General features: G+C 34.1%; 23 protein-coding genes and 1 tRNA gene. 14 read left to right on the top strand and 10 right to left on the bottom strand.

The genetic code is table 11. The features are described from left to right. Positions 1 to 2 precede the first annotated feature (2 nt). Entirely contained in the window at positions 3 to 965 is a 963-nt protein-coding gene (locus tag ACFPH8_RS00890; RefSeq protein WP_376858087.1) for a lysylphosphatidylglycerol synthase domain-containing protein, read from the bottom strand. A 55-nt stretch (positions 966 to 1020) separates the two neighbouring features. Between ACFPH8_RS00890 and ACFPH8_RS00885 the strand changes: the two genes are divergently transcribed. The 7 genes from ACFPH8_RS00885 to ACFPH8_RS00855 all read left to right on the top strand — a co-directional run bounded on the left by ACFPH8_RS00885 (position 1021) and on the right by ACFPH8_RS00855 (position 5975). Continuing rightward, positions 1021 to 1659 carry an outer membrane beta-barrel protein gene (locus tag ACFPH8_RS00885; protein WP_376858086.1) on the top strand — a complete coding sequence of 213 codons (639 nt, stop codon included), beginning with the start codon at positions 1021 to 1023 and terminating at the stop codon, positions 1657 to 1659. Then, positions 1659 to 2216, top strand: coding sequence for a crossover junction endodeoxyribonuclease RuvC (gene ruvC, locus ACFPH8_RS00880; protein ID WP_248396129.1), 558 nt, complete (start codon positions 1659 to 1661; stop codon positions 2214 to 2216). Before ACFPH8_RS00885 ends, ruvC begins: the two co-directional genes overlap by 1 nt. Before the next feature lie 136 nt (positions 2217 to 2352). After that, positions 2353 to 3498, top strand: coding sequence for a radical SAM family heme chaperone HemW (gene hemW, locus ACFPH8_RS00875; RefSeq protein ID WP_376858085.1), 1146 nt, complete (start codon positions 2353 to 2355; stop codon positions 3496 to 3498). 72 nt (positions 3499 to 3570) lie between these two features. Next, positions 3571 to 4317, top strand: a complete 747-nt coding sequence (locus ACFPH8_RS00870; protein ID WP_376858084.1) for a cyclase family protein — start codon at positions 3571 to 3573, stop codon at positions 4315 to 4317. Between the two features lie 32 nt (positions 4318 to 4349). After that, a complete protein-coding gene (locus tag ACFPH8_RS00865) occupies positions 4350 to 4973 on the top strand; it encodes a DUF4230 domain-containing protein (protein ID WP_376858082.1) in 624 nt (207 codons plus the stop codon). Positions 4974 to 4976: 3 nt separating this feature from the next. Continuing rightward, a complete protein-coding gene (locus ACFPH8_RS00860) occupies positions 4977 to 5339 on the top strand; it encodes an MmcQ/YjbR family DNA-binding protein (RefSeq protein ID WP_376858080.1) in 363 nt (120 codons plus the stop codon). 57 nt (positions 5340 to 5396) lie between these two features. Further along, a complete protein-coding gene (locus tag ACFPH8_RS00855) occupies positions 5397 to 5975 on the top strand; it encodes a PhnA domain-containing protein (protein WP_248396114.1) in 579 nt (192 codons plus the stop codon). A gap of 35 nt (positions 5976 to 6010) precedes the next feature. On the opposite strand, the gene ACFPH8_RS00850 is transcribed toward ACFPH8_RS00855, so the two are convergent. Further along, a complete protein-coding gene (locus ACFPH8_RS00850) occupies positions 6011 to 6859 on the bottom strand; it encodes an AraC family transcriptional regulator (protein WP_376858078.1) in 849 nt (282 codons plus the stop codon). A 177-nt stretch (positions 6860 to 7036) separates the two neighbouring features. Here ACFPH8_RS00850 and ACFPH8_RS00845 point away from each other — a divergent pair, with 177 nt between their 5' ends. Together ACFPH8_RS00845 and ACFPH8_RS00840 are read left to right on the top strand one after the other, a co-directional pair. Beyond that, positions 7037 to 7378: a tRNA-binding protein gene (locus tag ACFPH8_RS00845; RefSeq protein WP_248396109.1), complete on the top strand. Its 342-nt coding sequence runs from the start codon at positions 7037 to 7039 to the stop codon at positions 7376 to 7378. Positions 7379 to 7595: 217 nt separating this feature from the next. After that, positions 7596 to 7874, top strand: coding sequence for an STAS domain-containing protein (locus ACFPH8_RS00840; protein WP_376858076.1), 279 nt, complete (start codon positions 7596 to 7598; stop codon positions 7872 to 7874). Here ACFPH8_RS00840 and ACFPH8_RS00835 read toward each other — a convergent pair whose 3' ends face one another. The 5 genes from ACFPH8_RS00835 to ACFPH8_RS00815 all read right to left on the bottom strand — a co-directional run bounded on the left by ACFPH8_RS00835 (position 7875) and on the right by ACFPH8_RS00815 (position 13869). Continuing rightward, on the bottom strand, positions 7875 to 8318 hold the full coding sequence (locus ACFPH8_RS00835; RefSeq protein WP_376858074.1) for a YybH family protein: 444 nt from the start codon (positions 8316 to 8318) through the stop codon (positions 7875 to 7877). Between the two features lie 39 nt (positions 8319 to 8357). Continuing rightward, entirely contained in the window at positions 8358 to 9458 is a 1101-nt protein-coding gene (locus ACFPH8_RS00830) for a DUF4407 domain-containing protein (protein WP_376858072.1), read from the bottom strand. A gap of 159 nt (positions 9459 to 9617) precedes the next feature. Next, positions 9618 to 11795 (bottom strand): M56 family metallopeptidase, encoded by a 2178-nt coding sequence (locus ACFPH8_RS00825; protein WP_376858070.1) that lies wholly within the window; start codon positions 11793 to 11795, stop codon positions 9618 to 9620. An 88-nt stretch (positions 11796 to 11883) separates the two neighbouring features. Beyond that, on the bottom strand, positions 11884 to 12252 hold the full coding sequence (locus ACFPH8_RS00820; protein ID WP_376858069.1) for a BlaI/MecI/CopY family transcriptional regulator: 369 nt from the start codon (positions 12250 to 12252) through the stop codon (positions 11884 to 11886). Between the two features lie 228 nt (positions 12253 to 12480). Further along, positions 12481 to 13869 carry a dipeptidase gene (locus tag ACFPH8_RS00815; RefSeq protein ID WP_376858067.1) on the bottom strand — a complete coding sequence of 463 codons (1389 nt, stop codon included), beginning with the start codon at positions 13867 to 13869 and terminating at the stop codon, positions 12481 to 12483. 159 nt (positions 13870 to 14028) lie between these two features. On the opposite strand from ACFPH8_RS00815, the gene ACFPH8_RS00810 reads away from it, so the two are divergent. From ACFPH8_RS00810 to ACFPH8_RS00790, 5 genes are all read left to right on the top strand, one after another. Next, positions 14029 to 14110, top strand: a tRNA-Leu gene (locus tag ACFPH8_RS00810). A gap of 258 nt (positions 14111 to 14368) precedes the next feature. Then, positions 14369 to 15352: a DNA topoisomerase IB gene (locus ACFPH8_RS00805; RefSeq protein ID WP_376858065.1), complete on the top strand. Its 984-nt coding sequence runs from the start codon at positions 14369 to 14371 to the stop codon at positions 15350 to 15352. Positions 15353 to 15699: 347 nt separating this feature from the next. Continuing rightward, positions 15700 to 16809, top strand: a complete 1110-nt coding sequence (locus tag ACFPH8_RS00800) for an MFS transporter (RefSeq protein WP_376858063.1) — start codon at positions 15700 to 15702, stop codon at positions 16807 to 16809. Positions 16810 to 16858: 49 nt separating this feature from the next. Further along, complete coding sequence (locus tag ACFPH8_RS00795; protein WP_376858061.1) at positions 16859 to 17182, top strand: phosphoribosylpyrophosphate synthetase; 324 nt, start codon at positions 16859 to 16861, stop codon at positions 17180 to 17182. 89 nt (positions 17183 to 17271) lie between these two features. Next, positions 17272 to 17877 carry a class I SAM-dependent methyltransferase gene (locus ACFPH8_RS00790; protein WP_376858059.1) on the top strand — a complete coding sequence of 202 codons (606 nt, stop codon included), beginning with the start codon at positions 17272 to 17274 and terminating at the stop codon, positions 17875 to 17877. Positions 17878 to 18016: 139 nt separating this feature from the next. Here ACFPH8_RS00790 and ACFPH8_RS00785 read toward each other — a convergent pair whose 3' ends face one another. The 3 genes from ACFPH8_RS00785 to ACFPH8_RS00775 form a co-directional block, all read right to left on the bottom strand. After that, positions 18017 to 18802, bottom strand: a complete 786-nt coding sequence (locus ACFPH8_RS00785; protein WP_376858057.1) for an amidohydrolase family protein — start codon at positions 18800 to 18802, stop codon at positions 18017 to 18019. After that, a complete protein-coding gene (locus tag ACFPH8_RS00780) occupies positions 18772 to 19209 on the bottom strand; it encodes an amidohydrolase family protein (protein WP_376858055.1) in 438 nt (145 codons plus the stop codon). The genes ACFPH8_RS00785 and ACFPH8_RS00780 overlap by 31 nt, the downstream gene beginning before the upstream one ends. 207 nt (positions 19210 to 19416) lie before the next feature. Next, a complete protein-coding gene (locus ACFPH8_RS00775; protein WP_376858054.1) occupies positions 19417 to 20301 on the bottom strand; it encodes a pirin family protein in 885 nt (294 codons plus the stop codon). Positions 20302 to 20393: the final 92 nt, after the last annotated feature.

The following is a 20393-nucleotide window of genomic DNA, read 5'->3' as shown; positions in this document are numbered from 1 at the left end:
AGTTAGGGTTTAGGAAGTTTAAATTTTAAAACAAATATACTACCAAAAAGACTAGGAATCACCACATTTAAAATCCACATAATCGTTACAGTGCTTAAAATAGTAAAAGCGTTTACACCAGCAATTGTAAATAAATAAACGGCTACGCTTCCTTTTATAATTACGTCAAAAATAAAAATGGTAGGGATTACAGACCCTAAAAAATACATACTGGTAATGACGGTTAGTGCATTTAAATAGGATGCGGACACACCAAATAATGTTAATATGTAGTAAAATTGAAAAGAAAAAATGGCATAGCGAATGACGGCTAATAAAAATCCGAAGCTATAAATATTATAAGGTAATTGTTTGAAGTATGTCGCAATTTTTTGAAGCGAAAACCCTTTAAATAAGACTTTACTTTTTGAAAGCGCTATAAAGCCAACTGCCACAATAACGAGAATGATTGCTCCAAAACGTGCAATTTTATAATAGTCAATGGCCGTTTCGTATTGATTTAAAAATACGTATAAACCGATGCTTCCTAGCAAAACGGTTACCAGCATTTGTAAACTATTGCCGAGTAAATTTAATGCTACAATTTGTTTGCGTTCCGATGAATTGTAATATAGGGCTTTAACACCATATTCGCCAATCCGGTTGGGAGTTAGCAACGATGCTGTTAAGGAGCTTAAACTTTCTTCCATGGCTTTATAAAATGCTATTTTTTTGAATGACGACACAAGCACCTGCCATTTCAGAATCTCAAAAAACCAATTAAAAAAGCTTAAAATGATTAAAAAACTAATTGTTTTAATGGTAAACTGATTGTTTTCTGATAAAAAGTTGACAAAATCTTGAAAATTTAAATCGGGATTAGCAGTCAATTTGTTGTAAATAAAATAAAAAGCACCAACAACTATGCTCAATTTAATAAGTACAAAAAAGAATTGTTTAGTTTTGTGTGGAATACTTCCAAACATATTTTGCTATGGTTCGTTATCTAGGTAATAATACAAATTAAAACTTTAAATTTTTATGTACATAGTTTTTAAACAAATTAAGTTGGCAGGTTTGGCAACGGTTTTATTTTTTATGACTGCAAGCAGTTTTGCACAAAGTGAAGCGAGCCGATGGAAAGCGCAATTTTCTGTGGGACTAAACAGTCCAAACTCCGGAGGTTTTGTTTCGGGTTTTGAGGGAAAGACAATTAATTTTCCTACCATTCAATTAGGCGTTCAACGCATGTTTAAACCGCAATATGGTGTAAAGTTGGATTACGGATTTAATCGTTTGGATTATGATTCAGGTTCGCCGTATTTTAAAATTAATTATTCTAGAATCAATGTTCAGTTTGTTTACGATTTAACGCCAATAGCTAATTTCTTGCCAGCACAATTAGGTGTTGTAGCGCATGCAGGTCCTGGGTTTTCTATGGTAAAACCCTTGAGTGGTTATTCTGAAAACAACACCTCATTTTTAAATGTCATGGCTGGTTTGGAGTTTCATTATACTGTTTCGCGAACGCTTTCTGTGTTTCTAGATACGTCATATATTTACGGATTTAGCTCGGAATTTTCACCAGTTTCTGATGGATTTGGCTCCTTCAACGGCAACCTATTTACAGCAACAGTAGGTGTTTCCGTGTCATTAAGTGGTTGCTATTATTGTGATTAATGGGGAAAGAAAAAATTATATTAGGCATTGATCCAGGCACAACCATCATGGGTTTTGGGCTAATAAAAGTGGTGGGAAAAACCATGACTTTTATGCAGTTAAATGAATTAGATTTAAAAAAATACAGCGACCATTACCTAAAACTAAAACTTATTTTTGAGCGCACCATCGAGCTAATTGATACGCATCATCCCGACGAAATTGCTATTGAAGCACCTTTCTTCGGGAAGAATGTGCAGAGTATGTTAAAGCTAGGCCGTGCGCAAGGTGTAGCTATGGCAGCTGGCTTAAGTAGAGAGATTCCAATTACGGAGTATGCCCCAAAAAAAATAAAAATGGCTATTACGGGGAATGGAAGTGCTAGTAAAGAACAAGTAGCCAAAATGCTTCAGAGTTTATTAGGATTAAAAACGCTACCTAAAAATTTAGATTCTATGGATGGTTTGGCAGCAGCTGTTTGTCATTTTTATAATGAAGGTCGCATAGAAATTGGAAAAAGTTATTCTGGTTGGGATAGTTTTGTCAAACAAAATGGAGATCGGGTTAAGAAGAAATGATGCGTGTTTAGTTTGCAGTTTCAATATTCAATTCTTTCTGTAAAAAATTATTTTTTAGACATTTCAAGGTTAATTATATTATGAAAACATTTCAATTTAGCACAAACAACTGTGCACTGAATACTGAAAACTAAACATGGCCGGAATTTACATCCACATCCCGTTTTGCAAACAAGCGTGTCATTATTGTGACTTTCATTTTTCTACCTCGCTTAAAAAGAAAGATGAATTGCTTCAGGCTTTAGTAACTGAACTTCAGTTGCGAAAGGACGAATTCAAAAATATCCAAGTTGAAACCATTTATTTTGGAGGTGGTACACCAAGTCTTTTAAATAAAGATGAATTGAAAGTGCTCATTGATGCCGTTTATGAAAATTATGAAGTTTCTGATAATCCTGAAATCACGTTGGAAGCCAATCCAGATGATTTAATGGCTGCAAAAGATGCATCAACAACGGTTTTTCAAGATTATAAAAGGATTGGCATAAACCGATTATCCATAGGCATTCAATCTTTTTTTGAAAGCGATTTAAAACTGATGAATCGCGCGCACAATTCCGCAGAAGCTAAAATTGCTATGGAAGAGGCAACTCAATATTTCGATAATATTTCTGTCGATTTAATTTACGGAATTCCAGGTTCTACAACCGAACAATGGCAAGAAAATATTGAAACTACTTTAGCTTTTAATATTCCACATATTTCTAGTTACGCCCTAACGGTTGAACCAAAAACAGCTTTGGCTAGTTTTATAAAAAAAGGAATTATTGATAATGTAGATGATGCCTTGGCAGAACAGCAATTTCATATTTTGGTTGATACGCTCACCCAACATGGCTTTGTGCATTATGAACTTTCTAATTTTGGAAAGCCTAATTATTTTAGCCGAAACAATTCGGCCTATTGGCAAGGGAAACCGTATCTAGGAATTGGACCTTCAGCACATTCGTTTAATGGAAAGGAACGTGGTTGGAATGTTAGAAATAATTCAAAATACATTAATGCATTAACAGAAAAAAATTTACCAATAGAAATTGAAAAACTATCCAAAACCGATCAATACAACGAGTATATCATGACAGGTTTACGAACTATTTGGGGCGTTTCATTAGAAAAAATAGAACAGGATTTTGGATTGCGTTTTAAAGAATTACTACTTAAAGAATCTGAAAAACATATCCGCAATCAGTTGCTGTATATTAAAGATAATACCTTGCGTGTAACTAAAAAAGGATTGTTTTTAAGTGATGGGATTGCGTCCGATTTATTTCTACTAAATTAAAGTCTCTAGAGTTGCATTTATGCCGACTTTTACGTTTATTATCACCACATTGAATTTTGAAAAATTACACACATGATTGCAACTATAGAAACCAATTCTAAAAAGTATAAAATAGACTTATCCAAACCGTTAGACATCTCTATTCCTTTGCGTGCTTCGGCAAATAATGTGAACGCCTGGTATCAAGATCCACCTAAAATTGAACCGGTTCAAGATGGCGCTTGGATAGCTAGTGTTGCAGAAGGTGCCGATATTAATTTCAATAATATTAGTTTTAATCCGCATGCGCACGGCACACACACGGAATGTGTTGGGCACTTAACAAAAAAAACACATTCTGTAAATCAGAATTTAAAGCAGTTTTTCTTTTTAGCAGAAGTGATAACGGTTGCTCCAGAAAAACGGAAAACAGATTTTTTTATTTCCAAAAAACAAATCCAATTTGCTTTGGGAAATAAAAAGCGTGATGCCGTTATTTTAAGGACTATTCCAAATACAATTGAAAAATTAAATCATCAATACTCTAATACCAATCCGCCATTTTTATTAGAAGAAGCAGCTATATATTTACGCGAAAAAGGCGTGAAACATTTGCTGATTGATTTACCAAGTGTGGATAAAGAAAAAGATGATGGCGAACTGCTGGCACATCATGCCTTTTGGAATACAGCCGGAAGAAAACGGATGGATGCAACGATTACCGAATTGATTTTTGTGCCAAATACCGTTGCAGATGGCACGTATTTTTTAAATCTTCAAATTGCACCTTTTGAAAATGATGCCACACCAAGCAAACCAATTTTGTTCGAAATTGAGTAAATTAGAACCGGACAACTAATGCGTACATAATTATGGATATACTTTTTGGTTTAATAGTTGGTATCATCATAGCACTTATTGCCGTCTTTTATTTTAGAAGTCAGCAGGTCAAGCAGCAGACAAATACCCAATCTGTTATTCTTCTAGATAAAATAAAAATGGTTTGTAAATTCATTTCTGTTGAAGGGGATTTTGCCGAAATATACCATTATGAAAATGTTAAAGAACGTTTTTTAAGTCTCGTTAGTGGCAGAAAAAAAGCCTTAGTAGTTATCAATGCTAAAGCACATGTAGGTTTCGATTTTTCCAAAGTCAAACTAGAAGCCAATACAGCCTCAAAAACCATTATTTTAAAACACTTTCCCAAACCAGAAATATTGAGTATTGAAACCAATTTGGACTACTACGATAAAAAAGAAGGTATGTTTAATAGGTTTCAAGCATCGGATTTAACTGGACTCCAAGCTGAAGCTAAAAAGCATATTTTAGATAAAGTTCCTGAAAGTGGTTTGTATAAATTGGCACAACGGGAAGCGGTTGAAGCTATTTCGCTTATTGAAAATTTAGTCATGACAATTGGTTGGAAAATAGATTATTCAGCTATAGAATTACCCGATATTGAAGACCCAAAAGAAACCAAAGAACTTAAAAATTAGCTTGTGAATATTGAACAACTTCGTGATTATTGTATAACCAAAAAAGGGGTTACGGAGCATTTTCCGTTTGATGAAGATGTTCTAGTCTTTAAAGTAGGTAATAAAATGTTCCTACTAACCTCTTTAAAAAACTGGGAGCAAAATGAAGCCACAATTAACCTTAAATGCGATCCCGAATATGCTTTGGAATTACGCGCAAACTATGAAAGTGTAGAACCTGGTTATCACATGAGTAAAAAACATTGGAATACCATTAGTTTGTATAAAGGTGAATTAGCAATCCCGCTTGTAAAGCAGTTGATAGACGATTCCTATGATTTAATTGTAAAATCCTTATCCAAAAAAATCCGCGAAACACTTCAGTAAAAAGCAGTATGTTTGCAGTCTGAAAAAGACCTGTGTTAAACTTCAATAAAAACCACCATGAGCGTATTACAAATGATTCAGGAACGCAGTAATAATACTTGCGAATTATGTACATCCACTAACGACTTAAAACAATATACCATTCCGCCATCTTTAAATGAAAACGTGGCCAATGATGTTTTGGTTTGTAAAACCTGTTTGGATCAAATTGAAGAAAACACAGACATGGACCCCAATCATTGGCGTTGTTTAAATGATAGTATGTGGAGTGAGCATGTTGCGGTTCAAATTATGGCATGGCGTATGCTCCAACGTTTACGAAGTGAAGGTTGGCCAAAAGATTTATTGGATATGATGTATTTGGATGATGAGGCATTAGCATTAGCTCGCGCTACAGGCGAACATGAAGATGAAGCCAATAAAATCATTCATCGTGATGTAAATGGTGTAATTCTGGATAATGGCGATTCCGTTGTATTGATAAAAGATTTAAAAGTGAAGGGTTCTAGTATGGTTGCTAAACAAGGTACAGCTGTAAGAAACATTCGTTTAGATCATGAAAATGCCGAATTTATTGAGGGTAAAGTTGATGGTCAGCACATAGTGATTATTACCAAATATGTCAAGAAAACATAATATGTAATTAAGGCATTTTCTCTCTTTTTCGAAACCTATGAATTCGGATTTTTCCGATAGTTGTTGGGTGATTTTCCCTTTATCATTTTAAATTGCCGATTAAAATTCGAAATATTATTAAAACCAGATTGATAGGCAATTTCAGAAATGGAACTATCCGTTTGTGTTTGCATAAGCTTACACGCGTTTTCAATACGCAATTCATTTAAAAATTGAAAATAGGTTTTGTTGGTGCGTTTTTTAAAATATTTGCAAAAGGCGTTTTTCGTCATGTTAGATACTTCTGCAACAGCATCAAGCGTAATGTTGGTTGTATATTGATTCATAGTAAATGCCAAAACATCACGCATGCGTTTTCCTTCATTATCGGAATATTTTTTATCATATATAAAGGATGATAAACTCTCGTAGTTAGCTTGTGACGCTATCTTCATTAATTGTAGTAAAACTATAAAACGTTCTAATTTACTAGATGATTCAAGCTTTAAGAATAATTTTTTTAAAACCTTTTTATGAGATGTTACTTTAAATCCATGTTTGGAACGCTTAAAAAATTTCTGTAACTCCAGCAATTCTTCCAAGTCAAAAAAATCAGAACCAAACGACTCCTTCGTAAAAAACAATGATAACATTCGTGAGTGTTCGGAAGCTTTTACATCACTTTTAAATACATGTGGCATATTACTATCTAAAATAAGAATGTCGTTTTTAGAATAGAAATTAACCGTGTCACCAACAATCAGCGTGCCTTCGCCTTCCAAAATAATACTGAATTGTATTTCTTCATGTTGATGCAGTTTATCATAAAAGCTCGTTTCAAAATCCTCTTGATAAATTAGAGTATCTTGTTCTGGTTTTGGAATTTTAAATGGAAGTACTTTCATGGTGTATTTAAATCATCTGAAAAGTAAAATTAAGCAAATACTATTCGTAAGTTTAATAAATTATTTTTTGTAGATAATATAATACCAATCTATCCTAATAAAAATAACAATTACAAATTAGAGATAATTCTTAAATTAGCTTAACGAACTAAATATATTCTTAAAACGTCAGAATTTATGATAACTAAAAATTTAAATTGGGAAGATTTTTTAAAAGTTGACATGCGGATTGGAACAATTCTATCCGCAGAAATTTTTAAGGAAGCTAAAAATCCCGCATATAAATTGATAGTAGATTTTGGTGCGTTGGGCAAGTTGAAAACGTCAGCTCAAATAACAAACCTATATGAAATTGATGAACTTATAGGAAGGCAGGTGGTGGCTATTGTAAATTTTCCAGCAAAACAAATAGCCAACATCATGAGTGAATGCTTAATTTTAGGAGGATTAGGAGAAGATAAAGATGTGGTCTTATTGCAGCCTGAACGTCAAATGCCAAACGGTTCAAAAATATCGTGAATATGCAAAAAGTAACGTTTAAACTAATGGTAATTATTGTAACCTCTTAAAAAGCAGTTGTTTGTCCGTAATTTCTGCAATTTAATAGCATTAGTCTGAAAGTTCTGCCGTATATCGAAAACTATACGAGTAATTGGTTAAAGATGTTATATTTACGGTATCCCTCATATGATTAGTAGCACTTTATGTATTGTTTAATATTTAAAAATCATATGTCATGAGTTTAGTAATTTCAAACTATAACAACTTTTTTAACGTAAAAGGTATCCTTGATAAAAAGTCTGTTGGTATGTTTCAAGAGGAATTTGAAAACGTATTCGAAAAGTTGCAATCCGTAACCATTAGTATCGAAGAGTTAGATAGCATAGATAAATTTGGTGTTATGGCACTGGCAAAATTGCACAACGAATCCCTATTAAAAAAGAAGCAATTATCTATTATAGGTTTTGGATGTAAAGATTTGTACGATCATTTTAAAACCAATGATGCGGCCTAATTAGCTAGACATATCTGCTATTATTTTCCATTCACCGTTTATTTTCTTTAAGATAATAAGAAATTCACCTTGGGCATTACCAACCGCGCGTTTTAAATGGTATTCACCCATAACATAATAGGAATGGTTTTCAATTGGCGAAATAGAATTAAATGTAAATTGTAATTCACCCGTATATTCTTTACTAGGATAGCCTTTTTTATAATTGCTTAACGTTTTATGCCATCCTTTGGTAACACCATTGCTTCCATAAAATTTTAACGAATCGCTTTTCCAATAACCTTGCATAAACCCTTCTAAATCAAATTTATTCCAAGCGTCCTGTTGTGTTCTTAAAACCTCACGAATGGCTTGCATATCTTCAAGATAGGTTTTAGATGTTTCAGATTGTGCAAATGTGCCAACTGAAAATAGGAGGCTTAAAATGAGATAAATAGATTTCATAAGGTTTGGTGTTAGTTCATTAAAAGTACAAACAAAAATTTAAAGCGCCTTTTTCTGATGCTGAAAAAATGCATCCGCTTGCAACTGCATAAGTTCCCGTGCTTTTTTACGCTTATAATTGTAAAGTTCGTCTTCTTCTGAAATATCTTTATAAATTTTATTATTTAAAGCCATATCTGTTTTCAAAATCTCGTTGCGCGCATTCATTTTTTGCGTAGCCCAAGTTTTTACGGTGCTCTCCGCATCTTCTAATTTGTAATCATAAGGCCCTTTAAGCGATAATAATTTGGCAATAATTGGTGATGTTTCAATAGCCAAAAACAATAGAAAAATAAAGAATGATGGGAGCCAAGGCAATTTCTGAAGCGCATTTACGCGTGCCATCAATCCATCAAAACCATCAATAATGGGTTGTGTATTTTGTACTTGCGTTTGTTGATTGTTTCGTAAATCTACTATCTGCTTTTCAAGCACTTCTATTTTAGCCTGATTGCTTACTTTCAAATCTTGAAGTTCGGCTAAACCCATATCATGTTTATCGCGTTTTTCTTGGTAAACGGGTCCTTTGCCTAATAGTTTGGTGCCAGCCCTTCCTTCCGCTTCTTGAATATACGTGTCGTACAAGGCATTAACTTCGGTTTCTTTTACCGTAATTTGGTTTTTAAGAGCTGAAATATCTGTTTCTAAATTGCGGATGTTTGGTAAGAATTGTTTTGAAATCTCTTCCTGATTTTCAAGAGTCATTTGGTTCTTTTCAGTTAAAAGCACCTGATTGATCTCCTTTTCAAAAATTTTAAGTTCTAATGGTTTCGAAATAACAATAGCAATAATGACGGCCAAAAGGAGTCGTGGTGTGGCTTGAAGTAGTTCGTTTATTTTATGATCACGTTTCTTAATAGTAGAAACAATAAAACGGTCTAAATTAAAAATGAGTAAACCCCAAATAACACCGAAACCCATAGCTATAAAATAGTTGTCAAATACGGTGTAAAGCGCATAACTAGCTGCTATAAATGCCATAACAGCTGTAAAGAAAACGGTGGCGCCAATACCGGCATATTTGTTTTGCTCACCATTGGAACAGGTGTTTAAAATGTCTTGGTCAGACCCAGAACAGAGGATGAAAAATTGTTTTAACATGATTGATTGATGTTTTGACTTGTCCTTAAGTTAGACAGGTTGATTGACTATTAGAACGTTAGATGGTGGTTTTTGTTACAGTTTTGTTCTGTTTATTTATAAAAAAACCTCACGTGGTCAGAAACCAGTGAGGTGAATTGTATTAAATTATATTGTGTTTTATTTTACAGTGCTAAAATGTGCTGTTCCTTTACCATCGGTAATTTTTGTTGAAATATTTATATTTGGTTCTTTTTTAGTGATTTCTAATATTTCATTGTAGGAAACCAGTTTGTCATTGTAATAATATTTAATATCATTTTCCTTTAAACTTTTTACAAGTTCATGTGCGGATTGGGCCACAGAAGGAGGTGCGGGCGGTTGTGGAATCTCTTGACGGTCGTTAGTTTCCGAAACCCAATCCATATTGAACTCACTTACCACCTGATTATTTTGGTAAACCTTACTAATTTTCTGCCCAGCTATAACATCCGCGCCATTGGTTTGAGTCGTTGATAAAGTTTTTCCGTTAATATCAACCTCATAACCTAAACGATTATAGTATTTAGTTTCATCTTCATTTGTGGTGTAAAAATGCGTTTTATTATTTATAGTTATAAAGCCTGTTTTTGCATTTTTATCTGGGTTAAATGTGCTTAGTGAATCATAATAGTCTTGATCTATTTTTTTGCCAACAGCCATGGTTTTTGGAGCAGGCGGTGGAGGTGGTGGCATTTTACTTTTTTGCACTTTCTTCACTTTATGATTCCGGTTGTAATCATGCTGTGCTTTTTTATATTCTTTTTTTTGTTCTGGCGTCGCATTTGCAGGAATAGATGGTGGAGGTGGTGGTGGTAATTTGTGTTCTACCTTGCCATTTGTCACTTTGTATTTGCTGTAATATTCGTTGCTAAGTGTTTCATATTTCGCTTTCTGTTCTGGTGTGGCGTTTGCTGGAACGGGTGGTGGTGGTGGTGGTGGTGGTGGTGGTGGTAGCTGTAAACGTTCACTCACTTTTCCGTTTTCTACTTTATACTTTTTATAATATTCGTTGCTAACATTTTTGTATTTCGTTTTTTGTTCAGGTGTTGCGTTTGCTGGAACTGGTGGAGGAGGAGGTGGAATTAGATTGTCTACCAACTCAATTAGAATAGGCGTTTTAATACTGTTTTTAGAAGCTTTTATATCGTATATTGTAATATAATCGCCAATTTTGGCAGAATTTAAATTAGTTAGGGCTTCTTCGCTCAATGCGTTTCCTACAACATTAACGGTCGGTTTTCCCGGAACTTTAAACTTAAAGGATGAAATAGTTTCGGTTGTATTGGTTTCTATTTTTAGGTTTTTTACGAGAGCTTTATCAAAACTAAACCTGCAATCTTCGCAAATAACATCATATATTTTTAGAAGTAATTTAGTTTGATCTTTCTTGCTTTCTATGGCTTCGGTAGTTTTAATAATTCCAGGCTTTGATGGTCTAAAAACTTCTTTGGTGCTACTGAAACTGTAAATTAATACAGCCAATACGGGCAGGATGATGAGTCCTTTTACCCATTTTACGGTGTTTGATGTGTGTGATTTCATAACTGTAAATCGTTTTTTGATTAATGAATAATTAATAGCATTCGCCAGATGATGAGTCTGTGCGTCTTCCATAGTCTTGGAAGCTGAAAATGCCAATAAGATATGCTGATAGGTTTTGGTGTCCGTTCCCGTTTTAAGAACAGCCTGATCAGCTAAAAACTCGTGGTTTAATTTAATGTCTTTTTTAATAAAATAAAGAAGCGGATTAAACCAAAATATTATTTGCATAAGCTCAATAAATAAAATATCTAAAGCGTGTTTTTGCTTGGCATGCGTTTCCTCGTGAAGCAGAACTTCGTGCGGGATTTTATTCGATTCATATTTTGATTTATTTAAAAATATATACTGTAAAAAGGTGTGTGGATACACTAAATCCGTCATTAAAACATGTACTAAATTTCCTTTTTTGTATTTCGGATTTTTCTTGATGCGCCTAATTAGGTGAAATAGATTAATGGTAAAACGACCTGCAAATATGATAGCCCCTAAAAAAAAAACCGACCAGAGTATAGTTGGTAGATAATCTGAAAACGTTGATGCGATTTCCGTTGTTACAGCATCAGACTCTGAATTTGAAAATACGACTGTATTTAAAATGGGTTCAGCTTCAACAAATGTCGTAAACGTGATAAATGGTATAGCAATGGAAGCCACAAGTGCTGCCAACAAATAGAAGCGTTTAAATTGGTGAATGCTTTCACGCTCCAATACTAATTTATAGAACAACATAAAAACAGCTAAACAAGCACTAAATTTTAGAATGTAGATGTCCATAATTATGTAATTTGTTTATATTTATTTTTAAAAAGATCGTGTTGAATCTTACTAAATTCTCGGTGTCAACCTTTTGTAATCTTGACGACTACGGTTTGTTTTTAATTTGCTGATCTATCAGTTTTTTTAAATCTTCCAACTCCGTTTTAGACAAGTTGGTTTCTTTGGTGAAAAACGATGCAAATTGTGACGCGCTGTCATTAAAAAAATCTTTAATCAATCCGTTAACATGCTTGGAGAAATAGGCCTTCTTTTTAACTAGCGGGAAATATTCTCGAGATTTCCCAATGGTATTATAAGCAATAAACCTTTTATCCGTCATGCGTTTTAAAAGCGTGGCAACAGTGGTTGGCGCAGGTTTAGGATCAGGATAAGCATCTAGCAAATCTTTCATAAAGCCTTTTTCCATTTTCCAAAGGTGATTCATTAACTCTTCTTCCGATTTTGATAACTGCATGTTCTACAAGTTTAGATTGTGTTCTACAAACATAGAACAATAATTTGTATTCTACAAGTGTAGAGGTGTTTTTTTTAATTTTTGAAAGTGCAATTCGTAGAATTTAATTGTTTAATTTGAAACAAAAAAAGTATCGAAAAATTCAACAAAGTGTTAAATCTCGATACTTTTTTCTTCTTACTAACACGAAAAATCAAGCGATTTGACGATTAGATTTCTATGTGGTATTTATTTAGAAAGCTCCGTAAAATATTTATAAAACAACGGAATGGTTTCAATACCTTTTATATAATTCCATACACCAAAATGCTCGTTTGGCGAGTGGATAGCATCACTATCCAAACCAAAGCCCATTAAAATAGTTTTGCTTTGAAGCTCTTGCTCAAACAAGGACACAATAGGAATACTTCCACCAGAACGTTGAGGTATTGGTTTTTTTCCAAACGATTCTTCATACGCTTTACTTGCCGCTTGATAGCCTAAACTATCAATAGGTGTTACGTAACCTTGTCCGCCATGATGTGGTTTTACTAAAACTTTGACACCTTCAGGCGCAATACTTTCAAAGTGTTTTTTGAAAAGTTCCGTAATTTCTTCCCATTCTTGATGTGGCACCAAACGCATAGAAATTTTTGCAAATGCTTTACTGGCAATAACCGTTTTAGCGCCTTCACCAATATATCCACCCCAAATACCATTCACGTCTAATGTTGGGCGAATGGAATTGCGTTCGTTTGTTGTAAATCCAGCCTCGCCATAAACAGCGTCAATGTTTAGTGATTTTTTATAAGCATCGAGTGAAAAAGGCGCTTTGGCCATTTCCGCACGTTCTTCTTTTGATAACTCTTCAACTTTATCATAAAAACCGGGAATGGTAATATGGTTGTTTTCATCGTGTAAAGCAGCTATCATTTTGGTTAAAACGTTGATAGGGTTTGCAACAGCACCACCATATAATCCAGAATGTAAATCACGATTCGGACCGGTTACTTCCACTTCAACATAGCTTAATCCGCGTAAGCCTGTTGTAATACTTGGCACATCTTTCGCAATCATGCCTGTATCTGAAATAAGAATCACGTCATTCTTTAATTTTTCGTGATTGTTTTTTACAAAGGTTGAAAGGTTAACCGAACCAACTTCTTCTTCACCTTCTATCATGAATTTTACATTACAAGGTAATTGATTTGTTGATGTCATGAATTCCATGGCTTTTACATGCATGTACATTTGGCCTTTATCATCACAAGCACCACGAGCAAAAATGGCGCCTTCCGGATGAATGTCTGTTTTTTTAATAACGGGTTCAAAAGGAGGAGACGTCCATAATTCAATTGGATCAGCCGGTTGCACATCATAATGTCCATAAACCAAAATGGTTGGTAAATTTTCATCAATTATTTTTTCCCCATATACAATTGGATAACCTGCAGTTTCACATATTTCAACATGATCACAGCCTGCTTTTTCTAAACTAAACTTGACAGCATCGGCTGTGCGAAGTACATCATTTTTGAAGGCAGAATCGGCACTAACCGACGGTATTTTTAATAATTCAATGAGTTCATTTAGAAATCGCTGTTTATGTTCAGCAACGTAACTTTGTATGTTTTTCATAATTGTATGTTTTGCTATTTCTGAATGCATAGAAATAGATTGATTGTGTTTCTTCAAAAGTACAAAACAGTCTTAACTTTTTATGATAAGATGCGTTTGATTATTCAAACTATTGTTTATATTTGCATCCCGATTGTGGATTTTTGCAATCTTATTAATGCGGGCGTGGTGGAATTGGTAGACACGCTAGACTTAGGATCTAGTGCCGCAAGGTGTGGGAGTTCGAGTCTCCCCGCCCGCACAGCGACTCGAGAAGCTTCAGTGAAAACTGAAGCTTTTTTTATGTAAATATTTTAAATAAATCTTCAACTATTTAAATATGCAAACTATTTATAATCAATCCAATAGATAGCAAATTAGTATAACTATAACCTAAACCTGATTTTTAAACATATATCTATAAAATAATTAGATGTATTACGTTTTTATTTTTTTTGAGTTAATAATAAAATGAAATAGTGTTTAATTTTTTTCTAAATTCGTTAATCAAAATAGGCTTATGTACTTTAGAAAAAAACATGGAAAGGGATTTCGATATGTAGATGGATCCAATACCACCGTTAAGGATAAAAAACTGAAAGACTGGTTTAAATCTTTAGTTATCCCACCGGCTTGGACTGATGTGGAAATAAACACGAAAAAGCATGCTAAAATTTTAGTTACAGGTCGAGACGATAAGGATAGAAAGCAATATATCTATAATCAAAAATTTGTAGAAAAACGAAATCAAGAGAAATTTGATCGTATTCTCAAATTTGCAGACCAATTGGAACACATGCGCCGTGTTACAGGTCAGCACCTCCGAAAACGCTCCTTAACCAGAGAAAAGGTATTAGCATGCATGGTTCGTTTGCTAGAAGCAGCTTACTTTAGGCCGGGTAGTGATTACTATACTCAAGAAAATGAAACCTATGGTTTAACAACCATGCGTAGTAAACATTTGAATATTGAAGGCGACGAATTGATTTTTAGTTACGTAGGTAAATCTGGGAAAAAGCAAGAACGAAATATCGTGGATGAGAAGCTTGCAAAAATAGTACAAGAAATAGATGATTTGCCCGGTTATGAAATTTTCAAATTTATTGATGAAAATGGGGCGAAGCAAGACGTAAAAAGCGAACATTTAAACGACTATATAAAAGAAGTTATGGGCGAAGCGTTTTCGGCTAAAGATTTTAGAACTTGGTCGGGAACCGTAATTGCCGCTATGGCTTTGGATGAAATTGGAGCTTTAGAAGAGGAGGACCAACAAATGTTGGATAAAAACATTCGTGATGCCGTAGTGCGTGTCAGTGAGCATTTAGGAAATACACCATCCGTGGCCAGAAGCTCATATATTGATCCACGCGTAATTGATGAATATACACATGGAAAAACTATTAATTATTTTCAAAATGAAGTTAACCGATTAATTAAGGAAAATAAAAATCTATCTCGAGAGGAACTAGGTGTTTTATGTATGCTGAAGAAAAAATTGAAATAATTAAATTACAGCTGAACGAAGAACAATTTTTACATGTAACATTTTTTTTTAAAACTATAGTTTATCACCATACATTTCTATAACCATTTTTAGCTTTAAAGTCTTCCTTTTATTCGCAAAAGGACTAGCACAATTAGCACTTAACTACACCATATGGATAAATTTAAACATGTGTTTTATTATTTTGTACTATGTTTTTTATGTACGGATTTATAGCTATTCAACTGAATAATGATTACCTTTAGGATAATTGTTAAGCGTCATTTTAATCCAAAATAATAGCTATGAATAAACAAAATGTCACTGAAATAACCAAACGTGCTTTTCCATGGCTGATTATGATTTAGATGTCTTCCGTAACCTTTGTCGGAATACTATCCGAGTTAATGCCTTCTGGAGTACTTCCTTTAATGATGGCTGATTTAAATATCAGCGAAGTGCAAACAGGAAATTTGGTGGGTTACTATGCGATAGCTTCGGCTATTTTTGCAATCCCTCTTATTTCATTAACCATGCAATTCAATAGAAAATATTTGTTGCTAATATTACTCGGTGGATTCGCTATTTCTAATATTATTTCAGGACTTGTATATAATTATACCGTTATTATACTTCTTTGTGTTATTGGAGGTATTTGTGCAGGTGTTATGTGGCCAATGATTGCCGATTACGGCATGCGACTCGTAGATGAAAAGTATCACTGGAGAGCAATAGCAGTAATTATGGCAGGAACCACTTTGGGAATTAGTATCGGAATGCCAATCATGACCACTATTGGTAATGATTATGGCTGGCGTACAGAGTTCATTGGGCTTGGAGGGTTTATTATTGTTATTGCTTTAATTAGTTTTTTTGCATTACCTTCTATACCAGGTGAGAAACTTACTAAAGGTTCCTCACCATTTGCACTGTTAAAAATACCAGCAATTTTAATTGTTTTATTGCTTACACTATTTGGCGTAATCGCACACTATGGTGTTTATGTATACATTACAAGCCTTGTTGATGAAATTCAGTTGGCAGGCGGTGTTGAAAGTGCCTTATTGTTTTTTGGAATAGGATCTCTGATTTCTGTGTTGTTGGCTATAAAATATACCGATAAATATTTAAGGCTATTAACCATAGCCATGTTTGCCTTGCTAATCTTTTCTATGGGTGTTTTTCTAATGTTTGGTGGCACTAAGGGTATGGGGCATTTAGCTTTCTTTTTGTGGGGACTTTCATTTGGCCCATTAGTAACTTTGTTACAAGCAGCCGTAAGCCGGCAAGTAGAAACAGCCAAAGATGTTGCTACATCAGTTCAGTCTTCTGTTTTTAATTTATCCATTATGATTGCATCCTCTGTTGCTGGATTGTTGCTTGGTGTATATTCTCCAATGAGCTTGGTTTATTTTGCAATTGCTTTGTCTGTTCCAGGTTTAATTATTTCCTTTTTATCTAAAAAGACTTTAGGTTGATTTTTGTAAATAATTTAGAGATAATATTTAAAAATAGTAAATCACAATTATGAAACGAAAAAATTATGATACCGTAACAGAAGCAATGGCAGATCTAAAAAAGATGGGTTATACCATTGATTTTTCAATTTTGACAGAAAAGGAATGTTTAATATGTCATTTTACTGCAACGGAATTATCACCAGAAGATTTTGAAATAGACCAATTTTATAGGTTTGAAGGCGATAGCGATCCAGGAGATGAAATGATAGTTTATGCCATTTCTTCAGCTAATAAAAACCTGAAAGGAATTGTGGTAAGTGCATATGGAATGTATGCAGACAACGCTTCGTCAGCAATAGTAAAAAAATTAAATACGCATCCTAAACATTAAAACGAAGAGTCATTGCCTGTAGGAGCTTTTTAAATTTATTGGGTTACCCACCAATATGACAGGGAAATAAGGGATTTAACTTATAAATAATGACAGAATTTTGGAAACAAATATTTAAAGATAAACAGGAATTGTGGGATTTTGAACCCTCAAAATCTACGGTATTAACAAACAGTTTCTTTCTTGAACAGCAGATTAAAAACGTACTCATACTTGGAATAGGTTATGGACGAAATGCTCAAATATTTCACGAGCATGGAATAACTGTAACAGGAATTGAAATTTCTAAAACGGCGATTGATTTAGCTCAAAAGCATTTTGGAAATAATTTAACGATACATCACGGCTCTGTAACAGAAATGCCATTTGATGAAAATTTGTATGATGGAATACATGCGTATGCTCTAATTCACTTTTTGAACAAAAACGAAAGAAGAAAGTTAATCCAAGACTGCATGAACCAACTTACGGCAGGTGGTTTTATGGTTTTTGCAACGGTTGCAAAAGATGCCCAAATTTATGGTTGTGGAACTTACATTTCTAAAGACAGATTTGAAATATATGGTGGTTTAAAAATGTTCTTTTACGACGAAGAGACTATTCGAGAGGAATTTGGTAAAGTAGGATTATTGGAAATAATAGAAGTGGATGATATTTATCCCTTTTATCTAATAACATGTAAGAAAGGAGAATAGTTAAAATCACTTTTCCAAGTGTGCTAACATATCGAGAAATGATATTAAAATAAATTGGATTGAAATAAAAAGGACTGTTATCGTGTTGGTAACAGTCCTTTTTTATCTGAATCCATGGACTAAACATTTTAGAAGCTTATTATAAGCTTAAAGGAACATCATAAGCCATTTCTTTTCTACGGAATAAGAAGTTGCCATTGCGAACAGAAGCTAATACATCTACTCGTTTACGCATAGCTTCATAAACTGTACTTTCATTTAAAACGATAAAGTTTGCTGCTTTACCAACCTTTAAACCATAACTGTCTTGAATATTTAAACAACGAGCTCCGTTATAGGTAATTAAATCGAAATTAGTTTTTACATCTTCCGAAGACATAATTTGAGCCAAGTGAATTCCATTGTCCAAAATATTCATCATATTTCCATTCCCCATTGGGTACCACGGATCATTGATTGAATCTTGTGCAAAAGCCACATTAATTCCGTATTCAATAAACTCTTTCACTCGCGTTAAGCCACGACGTTTAGGGTAGGTGTCTTGACGGCCTTGTAAATAGGCATTCTCCGTTGGACAAGCAATAAAGTTCATCTTTGTCTTTTGGAAAATATCTAGCATTCTAAATGCATACGAATCGTCTGGCGAACCAAATGAGCAGGTATGGCTCGCCGTTGTTCTAGTACCATAATCTTCCATATAAACAAGCCCATTTAATAACTCAACAAATCGTGAATGTGGATCATCGGTTTCATCACAATGCACATCAATCATCTTATCATATTTTATAGTAAGCTTTACAATATCATGAACCGATTTTTCTCCAAATTCTCTAACAGGCTCGTAATGTGGAATGCCGCCAACAACATCAGCGCCCATTTTCAACGCTTCTTCTACTAACTCAAGTCCACCATTGTACATATACATGCCTTCTTGTGGAACGCTACAATTTGAATATCAACCGTGTCTTTCAGGTCTTCTTTCATTTCCAACATGGCTTTTAATGCCGTAAAGTTAGGATCGGTAACATCTATATGAGTTCTAATATGCTGTACGCCTTGGGGAACTTCGTCTTTAATTCCCTTCATAGCCAATCTTTTTACACTTTCTACCGTCAGTGTTTTTTTGAATTGGGGCCATAACTCAATAACTTCAAATAATGTACCGGAACCCGCGCCTTCCTGTCCTAGTTCTGATAATGTATATACATAATCCAAATGCAAATGTGGGTCTACATAAGGAGGTAAAACAAGCTTGCCGTTGAGATCAATTTCTTCATCGCATTTTGGTAAATTAGTTCCGAGATGCGTAATTTTCCCGTTTTCTACAATCATTTAGGTTACAGAATCGTTGCGATAAATTTTTGCATTAAAGAATTTTTTTTTCATTTTACATTGATATTATGTTAATACTACCAGCTATATTTTCAGTAACTAATTACATTCCGAGGATAGCGTTGGTTTTCTATAAGATACCGTTTTTAATTTGATATTTTATGATAAATCTCACGCCTAAAACTAAAACGATTTTTGGAAGCCTCCCTATTTTCTATTAAATGTTGGGTACGGAATAAATTCAGTTTCGTCCCTCTTAATTTTAGCGAAAGATTGGGTTTTCCATTTTTCTTTTGCTTTTTTTATCAATTCTTTATCTGAAGAAACAAAGTTCCAATCAATAAAGCGCTCTTCGGGAAAAGGCTCACCACCAAAAATATAAATAGTGGTATTTTCCTGAATCGTGAACTCACAAAGTGTACTGTCCTTTGCCACCAATAATTGTTTAGGTTGATAAACGTTGCCTTCACTTTCAATAGCGCCCTCCAGAATATACATACCTGCTTCGCCAAAAAGGTCGTTGCCAATATTTACAACCTGTTTTGATGTACTTTTTATTTCAAGCATAAACAGTTTGCTAAAAACGGGAACTGGTGATTTTTTCCCAAAAGCTTCACCTGCCACTAGTTTAAACTGCAAATCTCCTTCAGACCAACTCGGAATTTCAGCTTCTTCAATATGAGAGAATGCTGGCTCCATTTGCTCCAAATGTTTTGGCAGTGCCACCCAAATTTGTAAACCGTGCATAAATAATGGAGAATCGCGTAAATACTCTGGTGTGCGTTCGGAATGTACAATGCCCTTTCCTGCAGTCATCCAATTTACAGCACCAGGTTTAATTTCTACTTCATTGCCTAGAGCATCACGATGCATAATGCTTCCTTCAAATAAAAAAGTAAGGGTGGAAAGTCCAATATGTGGATGTGGCAGCACATCAAAATTTTCACGTTCATTAAGCTTTACAGGCCCCATGTGATCTATGTAAATAAAGGGGCCAACCATTCGTTTTTGTCTAAATGGTAACAAACGACCTACCATAAACTTTCCTATGTTGGCAGCTCTTTCTTCTATTATCAATTTGATATTTGACATAATATAAATCTTTTTAAAGTTTATCCTTTTTTATTTTAAGCGGAAGCTCTAGATGTACAGTCTCTTCTTGCTTTAGATTTTGATCTTTTTAA

Source organism: Bizionia hallyeonensis, assembly GCF_042657385.1.
GTDB classification, from domain to species: Bacteria; Bacteroidota; Bacteroidia; order Flavobacteriales; family Flavobacteriaceae; genus Algorimicrobium; species Algorimicrobium hallyeonense.
This window is presented reverse-complemented; position numbering and strand designations above follow the sequence as displayed.